12 protein-coding genes are annotated in these 12193 nt (G+C 67.2%); 8 read left to right on the plus strand and 4 right to left on the minus strand.

All coding sequences use genetic code 11. The features are described from left to right. The first annotated feature begins 28 nt into the window (after positions 1-28). From exaC to lpdA, 5 genes are read left to right on the plus strand one after another with little or no spacing between them, the layout of a single operon-like run. On the plus strand, positions 29-1552 hold the full coding sequence (gene exaC, locus A5694_RS16025; RefSeq protein WP_064922911.1) for an acetaldehyde dehydrogenase ExaC: 1524 nt from the start codon (positions 29-31) through the stop codon (positions 1550-1552). Positions 1553-1565: 13 nt separating this feature from the next. Then, the gene (locus A5694_RS16030) at positions 1566-1973 is read left to right on the plus strand and encodes a DUF779 domain-containing protein (RefSeq protein ID WP_064922913.1); all 408 of its coding nucleotides are present in this window, start codon (positions 1566-1568) and stop codon (positions 1971-1973) included. A 29-nt stretch (positions 1974-2002) separates the two neighbouring features. Then, positions 2003-2281 carry a putative holin gene (locus A5694_RS16035; protein WP_064922915.1) on the plus strand — a complete coding sequence of 93 codons (279 nt, stop codon included), beginning with the start codon at positions 2003-2005 and terminating at the stop codon, positions 2279-2281. Then, on the plus strand, positions 2274-2801 hold the full coding sequence (locus A5694_RS16040) for a hypothetical protein (protein WP_064922916.1): 528 nt from the start codon (positions 2274-2276) through the stop codon (positions 2799-2801). Before A5694_RS16035 ends, A5694_RS16040 begins: the two co-directional genes overlap by 8 nt. Before the next feature lie 58 nt (positions 2802-2859). Continuing rightward, positions 2860-4254, plus strand: a complete 1395-nt coding sequence (gene lpdA / locus A5694_RS16045) for a dihydrolipoyl dehydrogenase (RefSeq protein WP_064922918.1) — start codon at positions 2860-2862, stop codon at positions 4252-4254. Positions 4255-4331: 77 nt separating this feature from the next. On the opposite strand, the gene A5694_RS16050 is transcribed toward lpdA, so the two are convergent. From A5694_RS16050 to ramB, 3 genes are read right to left on the minus strand one after another with little or no spacing between them, the layout of a single operon-like run. After that, a complete protein-coding gene (locus tag A5694_RS16050) occupies positions 4332-5786 on the minus strand; it encodes a DUF92 domain-containing protein (RefSeq protein ID WP_064922920.1) in 1455 nt (484 codons plus the stop codon). A 6-nt stretch (positions 5787-5792) separates the two neighbouring features. After that, positions 5793-6332, minus strand: a complete 540-nt coding sequence (locus A5694_RS16055; protein WP_064922922.1) for a carboxymuconolactone decarboxylase family protein — start codon at positions 6330-6332, stop codon at positions 5793-5795. Further along, a complete protein-coding gene (gene ramB, locus A5694_RS16060; protein ID WP_064922924.1) occupies positions 6329-7747 on the minus strand; it encodes an acetate metabolism transcriptional regulator RamB in 1419 nt (472 codons plus the stop codon). The genes A5694_RS16055 and ramB overlap by 4 nt, the downstream gene beginning before the upstream one ends. An 84-nt stretch (positions 7748-7831) precedes the next feature. Here ramB and A5694_RS16065 point away from each other — a divergent pair, with 84 nt between their 5' ends. The 3 genes from A5694_RS16065 to A5694_RS16075 all read left to right on the plus strand — a co-directional run bounded on the left by A5694_RS16065 (position 7832) and on the right by A5694_RS16075 (position 11267). Continuing rightward, complete coding sequence (locus A5694_RS16065) at positions 7832-8650, plus strand: acyl-[acyl-carrier-protein] thioesterase (protein WP_064922927.1); 819 nt, start codon at positions 7832-7834, stop codon at positions 8648-8650. Between the two features lie 282 nt (positions 8651-8932). Beyond that, positions 8933-10219, plus strand: coding sequence for an isocitrate lyase (gene aceA, locus A5694_RS16070; RefSeq protein WP_064922929.1), 1287 nt, complete (start codon positions 8933-8935; stop codon positions 10217-10219). Between the two features lie 193 nt (positions 10220-10412). Then, the gene (locus tag A5694_RS16075) at positions 10413-11267 is read left to right on the plus strand and encodes a 3-hydroxybutyryl-CoA dehydrogenase (RefSeq protein WP_082952705.1); all 855 of its coding nucleotides are present in this window, start codon (positions 10413-10415) and stop codon (positions 11265-11267) included. On the opposite strand, the gene A5694_RS16080 is transcribed toward A5694_RS16075, so the two are convergent. Then, positions 11261-12004 carry a TetR/AcrR family transcriptional regulator gene (locus A5694_RS16080; RefSeq protein ID WP_419179763.1) on the minus strand — a complete coding sequence of 248 codons (744 nt, stop codon included), beginning with the start codon at positions 12002-12004 and terminating at the stop codon, positions 11261-11263. The two genes, A5694_RS16075 and A5694_RS16080, sit on opposite strands and share 7 nt — an antisense overlap. Between the last annotated feature and the right edge of the window lie 189 nt (positions 12005-12193).

Raw genomic sequence — 12193 nt, forward strand, 5'->3', positions numbered from 1 at the left:
GTGCAACACCCGAAAGGAGCACCCACCGATGACCGTATTCGCACGTCCGGGTTCCGCCGGGGCGCTGATGAGCTACGAGTCCCGCTACGGCAACTTCATCGGTGGGCAGTGGGAGGCACCGGTCTCCGGTGAGTACTTCGAGAACGCCACGCCGGTCACCGGCGAGGTGTTCTGCGAGATCCCGCGCTCCACGGCGGCCGACATCGACAAGGCCCTGGATGCCGCGCACGCGGCGGCTCCGGCGTGGGGCAAGACCGCGCCGGCCCAGCGGGCACAGGTCCTCAACAAGATCGCCGACCGTATCGAAGAGCACAGTCAGCAGCTCGCGGTCGCCGAGGTGTGGGACAACGGCAAACCGATCCGGGAGGCGCTGGCCGCCGACATTCCGCTGGCCGTCGACCACTTCCGCTATTTCGCCGCGGCGATCCGGGCCCAGGAGGGCTCGCTGAGCCAGCTCGACGACGACACCGTCGCCTACCACTTCCACGAGCCGTTGGGCGTCGTCGGCCAGATCATCCCGTGGAACTTCCCGCTGCTGATGGCGGCCTGGAAGCTGGCGCCGGCACTGGCCGCCGGTAACGCGGTGGTGCTCAAGCCGGCCGAGCAGACCCCCGCCTCGATCCTGTTCCTGATGAGCCTGATCGGTGACCTGCTGCCCGACGGTGTCATCAACGTGGTCAACGGATTCGGGGTGGAGGCCGGCAAGCCACTGGCATCGAGCAACCGGATCGCCAAGATCGGCTTCACCGGGGAGACCACCACCGGCCGGCTGATCATGCAGTACGCCAGCCACAACATCATTCCGGTCACCCTGGAGCTGGGCGGCAAGAGCCCCAACATCTTCTTCTCCGATGTGCTGGCCGCCAACGACGAATTCCAGGGCAAGGCCTTGGAGGGCTTCGCCGGGTTCGCGCTCAATCAAGGCGAAGTGTGCACCTGCCCGTCGCGGTCGCTGATCCAGGCCGACATCTACGACGAGTTCCTGGAGCTGGCCGCGATCCGCACCAAGGCGATCCGCCAAGGCGACCCGCTGGACCCCGCGACCATGATCGGCGCGCAGGCCTCCAACGACCAGCTGGAGAAGATCCTGTCCTACATCGAGATCGGTAAGGGTGAGGGCGCCAAAGTGATCACCGGCGGAGAGCGCGCCGAGTTGGGCGGCGATCTGTCCGGTGGCTACTACGTGCAGCCGACGATCTTCGCCGGAGACAACAAGATGCGGATCTTCCAGGAGGAGATCTTCGGCCCGGTGGTGTCGGTGACGTCGTTCACCGACTACGACGATGCCATTGCGATCGCCAACGACACCCTGTACGGGCTGGCCGCCGGGGTGTGGAGCCGCGACGGCAACACCGCCTACCGGGCCGGCCGCGACATCCAGGCCGGCCGGGTGTGGATCAACTGCTACCACGCCTATCCCGCGCACGCCGCGTTCGGCGGGTACAAGCAGTCCGGCATCGGCCGGGAGAACCACAAAATGGTACTCAGCCACTACCAGCAGACCAAGAACCTGCTGGTGTCCTACTCCCAGACGGCACAGGGTCTTTTTTGATGGGCCTGTTCTGATGGACGCGCCGGCCCGGGTGCTGATCACCGACGCCGCGGCCGACCTGGTGGCGCGACTGGTCGCCCGGCATGGCCCGGTGATGTTCCACCAGTCCGGCGGCTGCTGCGACGGCTCGGCGCCGATGTGCTATCCCGACGGCGACTTCATCGTTGGCGACCACGACGTGCTACTGGGGGTGCTCGATGTGAGCGGGGCCGGCGACGTCCCGGTGTGGATCTCCGGGCCGCAGTTCGGGGCGTGGAAGCACACCCAGCTGATCATCGATGTGGTGCCCGGCCGCGGTGCCGGGTTCAGCCTGGAAGCGCCGGAGGGCATGCGATTTTTGTCCCGTGGTCGGGCTTTCACCGACCGCGAGAACGCTGTGCTGGGGCAAGTCCCGGTGATCACCGGGTCGCTACCGCGCTAAGCGGCGCTGCGGTCGTAAAATCTGCTGGTGTGATTCCGCTGCCGCGCCCCTGGCTGTTGAGCAGCATCATGCTGGTCGGGACCGCCGTCGGTGTGCTGACCGGAGTCGGGACGACGCTGCTGATCACCGCTCACGTGCGCCCGGACGCCGTCATCGCGTTGGTGCTCGGAGTGCCCAGCGTCGCGGGCCTGGTGCTGGTGTTGGTGTCCTCGCGCCGCTGGGTAACCGCAGTGGGTGCGTTTCTGCTCGCGCTGGCGGTCGGCTGGTTCGGGGCCCTGGCGGCGATTCAGGCGGTCTCGGGTGTCTGAGACCACTGACACCGGGGCGCTGCCGATGACGGAACCGCACTGGCCGCCGGCGTTTGACACCGGCCCGCATCCGACGCCGCTGCCCGGGCCGGCGTCCCAGTCGGAGGCGGTGTTGGAACCTGAGCCGGGCGAGCCCGAGTCGAAGGTCGGGCCGGCACCGGTCAAGCCGCCCAAGCCGGTCGTGGTCGAGGGGCAATACCGCTTCCTCAAATGGTGGCAGCTGGCGCTGGTTCTGGTTGCGGTCTGGATCCCGGCGGCCGGTATCGGGCTGGGATTGTTCTCCTGGTGGTATTCGCTGGCCGACAAGACCCCGGCCGTGTTCGTGGTGGTGGTCTACGCGGCCGTGTGCATCGTCGCCGGGCTGATCACGGCGATGGTGGGCGAGAAACCGCTGGTGGCGGCGGTGGCGATAGCGCTGATGTCGGCGGTGTTCGCCTCGGCCGTCGCCGCGGCGCCGCTGTACGGCCACTACTTCTGCCAGCACGTGAGCCGCTGCGTCGGCGGGATCATCCCGTACTGATGCTCAGCGACGGATGGCTGCGGGCCGCCGCGCTTCCGAACGCCGCTAGGGTGAATCCGTGACCCACTATGACGTCGTTGTTCTCGGAGCCGGCCCCGGCGGATATGTCGCGGCCATTCGTGCCGCCCAATTGGGCCTCAACACCGCCATCGTCGAGCCCAAATACTGGGGTGGCGTCTGTCTCAACGTCGGCTGCATCCCGTCCAAGGCGCTGCTGCGCAACGCGGAACTGGCGCACATCTTCACCAAGGAAGCCAAAACCTTCGGCATAACCGGCGAGGCCACCTTCGACTACGGGGCGGCCTTCGACCGCAGCCGCAAGGTCGCCGAGGGCCGGGTGGCCGGGGTGCACTTCCTGATGAAGAAGAACAAGATCACCGAGATCCACGGCTACGGCACCTTCACCGACGCACACACCCTGTCGGTGGCCCTCAACGAGGGTGGCACCGAATCGGTGACCTTCGACCACGCCATCATCGCCACCGGCTCCAGCACCCGGCTGGTGCCCGGCACGTCGCTGTCGGACAACGTCGTCACCTATGAGCAGCTGATCCTCACCCGGGAACTACCCAAGTCGATCGTCATCGCCGGCGCCGGCGCGATCGGCATGGAGTTCGGTTACGTGCTGGCCAACTACGGCGTCGAGGTAACCATCGTCGAGTTCCTGCCGCGGGCGCTGCCCAACGAGGACGCCGAGGTGTCCAAGGAGATCGAGAAGCAGTTCAAGAAACTGGGCGTCACCATCCGCACCGGAACCAAGGTGGAAAGCATTGAAGACGACGGGTCGACGGTCGCCGTCGTCGTCAGCAAGGACGGCAACAGCGAGACGCTGAAGGCCGAGAAAGTCTTGCAGGCCATCGGTTTCGCGCCCAACGTCGAGGGCTACGGCCTGGAGGCTGCCGGGGTGGCGCTGACCGATCGGGGCGCGATCGGCGTCGGGGAGTACCTGCAGACGTCGGTGCCGCACATCTACGCGATCGGCGACGTCACCGGTCTGCTGCAGCTCGCCCACGTCGCCGAGGCTCAGGGCGTGGTGGCCGCCGAGACCATCGCCGGTGCGGAGACGATGCCGCTGGGCGACTACCGGATGATGCCGCGGGCCACGTTCTGCCAGCCGCAGGTGGCCAGCTTCGGGCTCACCGAGCAGCAGGCCCGCGACGAGGGCTACGACGTCAAGGTGGCCAAGTTTCCGTTCACCGCCAACGGTAAAGCGCACGGTGCCGGCGATCCCAGCGGGTTCGTCAAGCTGATCGCCGACGCCCGCTACGGCGAACTGCTCGGTGGGCACCTGATCGGCCACGATGTCTCCGAGTTGCTGCCGGAGCTGACTCTGGCGCAGAAATGGGATCTGACCGCAGGTGAGTTGGCCCGCAACGTGCACACCCACCCGACCATGTCCGAGGCGCTGCAGGAGTGTTTCCACGGGCTGACCGGTCACATGATCAACTTCTGAGTCCTTCGAGTTCAACGCGCGACTGTCGTTAGCGGAGAGTCTTCTCGAACTTTTCCGCGCTAACGACAGGCTCGGCGCTACTGCAGCAATTCGAAGACTCCGAACCCCACCGCCATGCCGCTGAGGTTCGCGCAGGCGTTGACGACGTCGTTGTCCACCCACCGCCACCCCGACGACGGCTGCGTCGGCGACCCGCAGTGCAGGCGGTCCTCCACGGTGGCGCCGCATCCGGCGCACCGGAAGCGGGCCTGGACGCTGGCGCCGATCAGGGTGTCCACCAGGGAGCCGGTGATCCCGGCCGCCAAGCCGACCGGCACCATCGCCAGCCCACCGAACAGCGCGCCGAAACTTCCGACCGATAACGCTCCCAGCACGGTCGCCCCCGAACCGAGCGGAGAGACCGCCCCCGAGCTGCCCTTGGGGACCCGGCGAAAGGCCCGCAGTGACACCGGCTCCCGGTGGGAGAACCGGCCGATCTCGGATGCCCACGAGTCGGCGATGCCGGCGGCGATCCCGCCGATGGACACCGCGTACCAGACCGGATCGCCGGTGAACGCATAGCCGATCACCGGGATCAGCACTGGAAGGCCGGCGTTGACCGCGACCTGACTCAGGCGGCGCATGCCCTGCGACCGGCCGGGCCGGCGATAGCCGGTGAGCAGGCTGGTCAGTGAGAAGAAGACGGCGGCCGGGATGATCCACGCCCACCCGCCGAGACCGACGGCGACACCGGCGATCAGGCCACCGCACAGCGCGCCCGGCAGATCCAGCCAGTGCATCCGGAGCATGAACGGCACGATGGCGCAGCCGAATACGGCCGCCGCCAGCCAGCGCAGCGCGTCGTCGGTCGACAGCTCGCGCGCCGCGTGCAGCAGCAGCGCCACCCACGGAGTGATCAGCAGGTTGTCCGCCGCCGGGGCCACCAGCAGTTCCACGGCCGCCGTCGTCAACGCGACGAAGACTGAAACCGTTACCGCCATAAACGAATTCAATTCGAGCCCGAGGCGGCAAAACCCCCATGACACCGCGAAGGCGATCACGACGAACGCCATCGAGCCCTCAAGGGTTCGCACGCCACCACCGGCCGTCACCGGGTGGCGCCCGAAGCGGTGTCCGATCAGTGCCGCACCCGCGTCGGCCAGACCCAGCACCACCACACCTGCGGCGATCGCCACCCGATCTGGCCAGAACGCCAGCACCGCGACCAGCGCCCCGGCGGCGAACCCGACCAGCCCGTAGTCGCGGGACCGGGTGCCGTCGAACACGCCGGGCACCGGAACCAGACCCCGCTCCACCATGACCGCCAACGCCAGCGTCGCGGCGGCCAACACCCCGGCCACCACCGCCCCGTGCGACAGCTGGAACGCGGCCACGGCGGCGAACAGCCCGCACAGCGCGTGCGGAACCTTGCGGGTGACCAGCGGGTCGGCACCCCGACGCACCAGCACCCGCCCGACGACGATCAGCACGGCCGCGATCAGCAGGATCCCGCCCCCGGCGACCGCCAGGTCATGGCTAACGGTAGCGCTCACGCAGCGCTACTCGTCGAAGTCCAGCGGCACCCGCAGTGCGCTCAGCGTCGCGGCCAGCGCGTCGTATTGCGATGTGAGCATGACGAATTCGATCAGCCGGGGGCGGTCCAGGTGCTCCGCTAACGCCGCCCACGTGCCATCCGACAACGTGCGGGTTCCCACGAGCTCGTCGATCGCGGTGAGCATGGTGCGCTGACGGTCGTCCAGGCCGGCCGCGCCGGGGCCTTCGAAGATCAGGTCCTGGGTGGCGTCGTCCAAGCCCGCCGCCCGGGCCATCCGGCGGTGGTGCTGCAGTTCGTACTGGCTGTCCCGCAGGTGGCCCACCCGCAGGATCACCAACTCGGTGTCGCGGGTGGACAGCTTGCCGCCGCGCATCAGCACCCCGCCGAACGGCAGCCAGGACCACATCAACCGCTTGTGCTGGCCCAGCGTGGTGAACAGGTGCGCGCGCGGCACCCGCTGCCGGGCGGCGACGACTTTGCAGACCAGCCAGTTGGCGAGACCGAGGTCGCGCAGGCCGGGGGCTTCGGGGATGCGAGCTGTCACCGGTGTTGCTTTACCAGATACGGCGACACCGTGCTGCGGTGTTCGTTGAGATCGAGGTCGCGGCCCAGCGCCGGGAACGCCCGCTGCGGGCAGTTGTCGCGTTCACAGACCCGGCAGCCCGCCCCGATCGGGGTGGCGTTCTCGCCGTGCAGATCCAGGCCCTCGGAGTAGACCAGCCGGTGGGCGTGCCGCAGCTCGCAGCCCAGCCCGATCGCGAACGTCTTGCCCGGCTGGCCCCACCGCGCGGCGCGGCGTTCGACGGTGCGCGCCACCCACAGGTATTTGCGGCCGTCGGGCATCTCGGCGATCTGCACGCCGATCTTTCCCGGATTGCCGAAAGTCTCGTAGACGTTCCACAGCGGGCAGGTACCGCCGGACGAGGAGAAGTGAAAACCGGTCGCCGACTGGCGTTTTGACATGTTTCCCGCCCGATCGACGCGCACGAACGAGAACGGCACCCCCCGCATCGACGGCCGCTGCAGGGTGGACAGCCGATGGGCGATGGTCTCGTAGCTGACCCGGTAGAACGCCGACAGCCGTTCGATGTCGTAGCGGAACGTCTCGGCGCTGTCGTGGAACTGCCCGTAGGGCAGCACGATCGCCGCCGCGAAGTAGTTGGCCAGTCCCAGCCGGGCCAGCGTGCGAGAGTCCTTCGAGGTGAACTTGCCCTCTTCCACCATCGCCGAGATCTGGTCGTCGAATTCCAGGTAGGCCAGCTCGGCGGCCATCTTGAACACCCGCTGGCCCCAGGACAGATGGTGGCCCATGTCCAGCATCTTGGTGGCCGCGTCGTAGCGGTGCAGCACGGTATCGCCGAGGTCGATACGGCGGTTGATGTGCACGCCGTGGACCTCGGTGAGCCGGTTGGCCAACTCGACGGCCAACTCGCCCTGGTGCCGGCGCATCCGGGTGGCCAGCTCCTCGGCGGCGGTGTCGAGTTCGTGCAGGTAGTTCTGGCGCTGGTAGAAGTAGTCGCGCACCTCTTCGTGCGGCATGGTGATCGCGCCGGTGCCGCTGCCGTCGGTGTAGCGCTCCTCGGTGGCCGCGGCCAGTTGCGCCGTGGTGATTCGGTAGCGGCGGTGCAGGTTGACCATCGCCCGGGCCAGTTTGGGGTGGGCACTGACCAATTCGGCCACCTCGGTCAGCGCGACGTCGACGTCCAGGTCGCGGTCCATGGTGACCTCGCGCAACTCGGCGACCAACCGGGTGTCGTCCTGGGAGGCGAAGAAGGTGGCGTCGACCCCGAAGACCTCGGTGATGCGCAGCAGCACCGCCACCGTCAGCGGCCGGACGTCGTGCTCGATCTGGTTGAGGTAACTCGGTGAGATCTCCAACATCTGCGCCAGGGCGGCCTGGCTGAACCCGCGCTCGCTGCGCAGCTGGCGCACCCGGGAGCCGACGTACGTTTTGGCCACTTCGCCGAGCCTACCTGCTGCGAAGGCCGCATTCGCATTATTGGCATGGCATGATCGCTCGGGGAAAACCAACGGGGAGCGTCGATGCAGCAGACAGATCAGCCGACCGGTCTGGCGAAGGTTTTGATGCCGGTGCCGGACCCACACCCCGACGTGTTCGACCGGCAGTGGCCGCTGCGGGTGGCCGACATCGACCGGCGGGGCCGGCTGCGGATGGACGCGGCCGCCCGGCACATCCAGGACATCGGCCAGGATCAGCTGCGGGAGATGGGATACGAGGCCACCCACCCGCTGTGGATCGTCCGGCGCACCATGATGGACCTGATCGCACCCGTCCAATTCCAGGACATGCTGCGGGTGCGGCGCTGGTGCTCGGGCACCTCCAACCGCTGGTGCGAGATGCGGGTCCGCATCGACGGCAAGCGCAGTGGTGGCCTCATCGAGTCCGAGGCGTTCTGGATCAACATCAACCGCGAGACCCAGGGGCCGGCGCGGATCTCCGAGGACTTCCTGGCCGGCCTCAAACGCACCACCAGTGTCGACCGGTTGCGCTGGAAGGCGTACCTGAAAGCCGGTGGCCGCGAGGATGCGGCCGAGATCCACGAGTATCCGGTCCGCTTCACCGACATCGACCTGTTCGACCACATGAACAACGCGGTGTACTGGAGCGTGGTCGAGGACTACCTGTCGAGCTATCCGGACCTGCTCGCCGCGCCGCTTCGGGTCACGCTCGAACACGACGCCGCGGTCGCGCTCGGCGACAAACTAGAGATCGTCTCGCATGTTCACCCGGCCGGATCCACGGATCGGTTCGGGTCCGAGTTGGCTGATCGCGCTGTTAGAACGCTCACATACCTGGTGGGCGAAGAAGTCAAGGCGATCGCCGCGATCTTTGCGTTGTAACACGTTCTAGTCAGTACGGGCGTACTGCTAATACCGGCGTTGACCTGTGCAGATATGTTACCGGCTGGTAGCTTGGCCTGTCCGGATCACGAGAGGGCGTCCAGCATATTCTTCGCAAACTTCGCATAACGACCGTACTGTTTAGCCAAACTTGGCAACGAAAACCAGTGGACCTGGGCCGATGTGGTGTGCCAAGGTCGCGTTAACACACCAGTGAATTCGTCGGGGTGTTAGCAAGTCCGATAAGCGGCCCGGCGATCGCGCGAACACGAAGGAGTTGCCATGTCGACCGTTGGCACGCCGAAGAGCCCCGAGCAGATCCAGCACGACTGGGACCACAACCCGCGCTGGAAGGGCGTCACCCGCACCTACACCGCCGAGGACGTTGTCGCGCTGCAGGGCCACGTCGTCGAGGAGCACACCCTGGCCCGCCGCGGCGCCGAGGTGCTCTGGGAGCAGCTGCACGAGCTGGACTACATCAACGCCCTCGGTGCGCTGACCGGCAACATGGCCGTCCAGCAGGTCCGGGCCGGTCTGAAGGCCATCTACCTGTCCGGCTGGCAGGTCGCCGGCGACGCCAACCTGTCCGGGCACACCTACCCCGACCAGAGCCTCTACCCGGCCAACTCGGTGCCGCAGGTGGTGCGCCGGATCAACAACGCGCTGCTGCGCGCCGACGAGATCGCCAAGGTCGAGGGCGACACCTCGGTCGAGAACTGGCTGGCCCCGATCGTGGCCGACGGCGAGGCCGGCTTCGGTGGCGCGCTCAACGTCTACGAGCTGCAGAAGGCGATGATCGCCGCCGGCGTCGCGGGCTCGCACTGGGAGGACCAGCTGGCCTCGGAGAAGAAGTGTGGCCACCTGGGCGGCAAGGTGCTGATCCCCACCCAGCAGCACATCCGCACCCTGACGTCGGCTCGCCTGGCTGCCGACGTGGCCGGCGTGCCGACCGTGGTGATCGCGCGCACCGACGCCGAGGCGGCCACCTTGATCACCTCGGATGTCGACGAGCGCGACCAGCCGTTCATCACCGGTGAGCGGACCGCGGAGGGCTTCTACCGGGTGAAGAACGGCCTGGAGCCGTGCATCGCCCGGGCCAAGGCCTACGCCCCCTACGCCGACCTGATCTGGATGGAGACCGGCACGCCGGACCTGGAGCTGGCCCGAAAGTTCGCCGAGGGCGTCAAGGCCGAGTTCCCCGACCAGATGCTGGCCTACAACTGCTCGCCGTCGTTCAACTGGAAGGCCCACCTGGACGACGCGACCATCGCCAAGTTCCAGAACGAGCTGGGGGCGATGGGCTTCAAGTTCCAGTTCATCACGCTGGCCGGCTTCCACGCGCTGAACTACTCGATGTTCGACCTGGCTCACGGCTACGCCCGCAACCAGATGAGCGCGTATGTGGAGCTGCAGGAGCGCGAGTTCGCCGCCGAGTCCCGCGGCTACACCGCCACCAAGCACCAGCGCGAGGTCGGTGCCGGCTACTTCGACCGGATCGCCACCACCGTCGACCCGACGTCGTCGACCACGGCGCTGGCCGGCTCGACCGAGGAGGGTCAGTTCCACTGACCCTTCCGGGGGTGAATGTGCGCAGTGGTACGCCCTGACACGGCGTGTCGGCGTACAGACACGCGCGCTCGCGCAAGGAGAAGACTTCCGCGGTGCTTGTCGGATTGTGCCGCGGGGGAGTTGACAGCGCAGGCCCCGCCCAGCCAGCCTGGGCGGGGCCTGTTGCTGCCGTGCCAAGACTGAGAGGAACACAGTGTCGATCCAACGAGTAGGTGTCATCGGAGCCGGGCAGATGGGCGCCGGAATCGCCGAGGTGTCCGCGCGTGCCGGCGTCGAGGTGAAGGTCTTCGAGACCACCGATGCGCTGATCACCGCGGGGCGCAACCGGATCGTCAAGTCGCTGGAGCGCGGGGTGAGCGCGGGCAAGATCACCGAACGCGAGCGCGACGACGCCGTGGCCAATCTGACCTTCACCAGCGATCTGGCCGACCTGGCCGACCGGCAGCTCGTCATCGAGGCCGTCATCGAAGACGACACCGTCAAATCGAAGATCTTCGCCGAACTGGACCGGGTGATCACCGACCCGGACGCGGTGCTGGCGTCGAACACCTCGTCCATCCCGATCATGAAGATCGCCGCTGCCACCAAGAACCCGCAGCGGGTGCTGGGCCTGCACTTCTTCAACCCGGTGCCGGTGCTGCCGCTGGTCGAGTTGGTCAGCACGCTGGTCACCGACGAAGCCGCCGCCGCCCGCACCGAGGAGTTCGCCGGCGCGGTGCTGGGCAAGCAGGTGGTGCGCTGCAGCGACCGCTCCGGTTTCGTGGTGAACGCGCTGCTGGTGCCCTACCTGCTGTCGGCGGTGCGCATGCTCGAGTCCGGGTTCGCCACCGTCGAGGACATCGACAAGGCCATTGTCGCCGGGTTGTCGCACCCGATGGGCCCGCTGCGGCTGTCGGACCTGGTCGGCCTGGACACCCTCAAGCTGATCGCGGACAAGATGTACGAGGAGTTCAAGGAGCCGCTCTACGCCGCGCCGCCGCTGTTGCTGCGCATGGTCGAAGCCGGCCAGCTGGGCAAGAAGTCCGGCCGGGGCTTCTACACCTACTGAGCCTGGGCCGCCCGTCGCCAGGGCAGCATCGGCGGCGGGTGCGGCCCGGCGTTGAACTTCTCCAGCGACCCGCCCACCTCGACGATGCCGCACAGCGCATTCCAGCTCAGCATCGTCAGGTAGTCGATCAGGTCATCGGCGCTCATCCGCGGGTCCAGCAGCCAGGAGTGGGTGGCCAGCTGCACCCCGCCGACGATCATGTACGCCCACGGCTCGACCCCGCTGGTGTCCATCCCGACCACGCTCATCCGGCGGCGCAGCATCACCGCGAGCATCCGGGCGATGATGCGTTCGGAATCGGCGATCACCTTGCTCTTGGACGCCGAGCTGTTGGCCATCACGAACCGATAGGGCTCGGGCTCTTGGGCCACCGTCTGCACGTACACCCGGATGATCTCGCGGACCAGATCGAAGCCGTCCAGGTTCGACGACAGCGCCGCCGCCATGTTGGGGATCAGCGTGGTCTGCGCGAAGCGCATCATCACCGCGGTGGTCAGGTCGTTCTTGTCGACGAAGTAGCGGTAGAGCACCGTCTTGGATACGCCGATCTCCGCGGCGATCTCATCCATGCTCACGTACCGGCCGCGGTGCCGAATCGCGTCGATCGTTCCGTCGATCAGGTCATTTCGCCGGTCGACCTTATGTTGGTGCCAGCGCCGCTTACGACCATCAGTCTTAGCGACCCCGGCCCGAAGCTGCTCTGCCACTATCGCGGGTTCCCATTCACTAGACGTCATAGATAATACGGCCCGGTCCAGCAAACTCCGTGGTCCGGTAACAGTTACCGGCGGTTTAGCGAGGCTCGACGGAGGAGAGGCGAAGCTGGAACCGCCGGATGAACCGAGTGGTTTAGCTGGCTGTGGGTCGTGTCAAGTCATGCGGCCACGCGTGGGGCATTGTCGCCGGTGGTTGCTGGCGTTGAAAGA

It is taken from the genome of Mycolicibacter sinensis (assembly GCF_001667945.1).
In the GTDB taxonomy this organism is placed as follows: Bacteria; Actinomycetota; Actinomycetes; order Mycobacteriales; family Mycobacteriaceae; genus Mycobacterium; species Mycobacterium sinense_B.

Coding starts and splice junctions, on each gene's coding strand:
- A5694_RS16065 (WP_064922927.1), top strand. CDS start 7,832: ATGCAGCAGACAGATCAGCCGACCGGTCTGGCGAAGGTTTTGATGCCG.
- aceA (WP_064922929.1), top strand. CDS start 8,933: ATGTCGACCGTTGGCACGCCGAAGAGCCCCGAGCAGATCCAGCACGAC.
- A5694_RS16030 (WP_064922913.1), top strand. CDS start 1,566: ATGGACGCGCCGGCCCGGGTGCTGATCACCGACGCCGCGGCCGACCTG.
- exaC (WP_064922911.1), top strand. CDS start 29: ATGACCGTATTCGCACGTCCGGGTTCCGCCGGGGCGCTGATGAGCTAC.
- A5694_RS16080 (WP_419179763.1), bottom strand. CDS start 12,004: ATGACGTCTAGTGAATGGGAACCCGCGATAGTGGCAGAGCAGCTTCGG.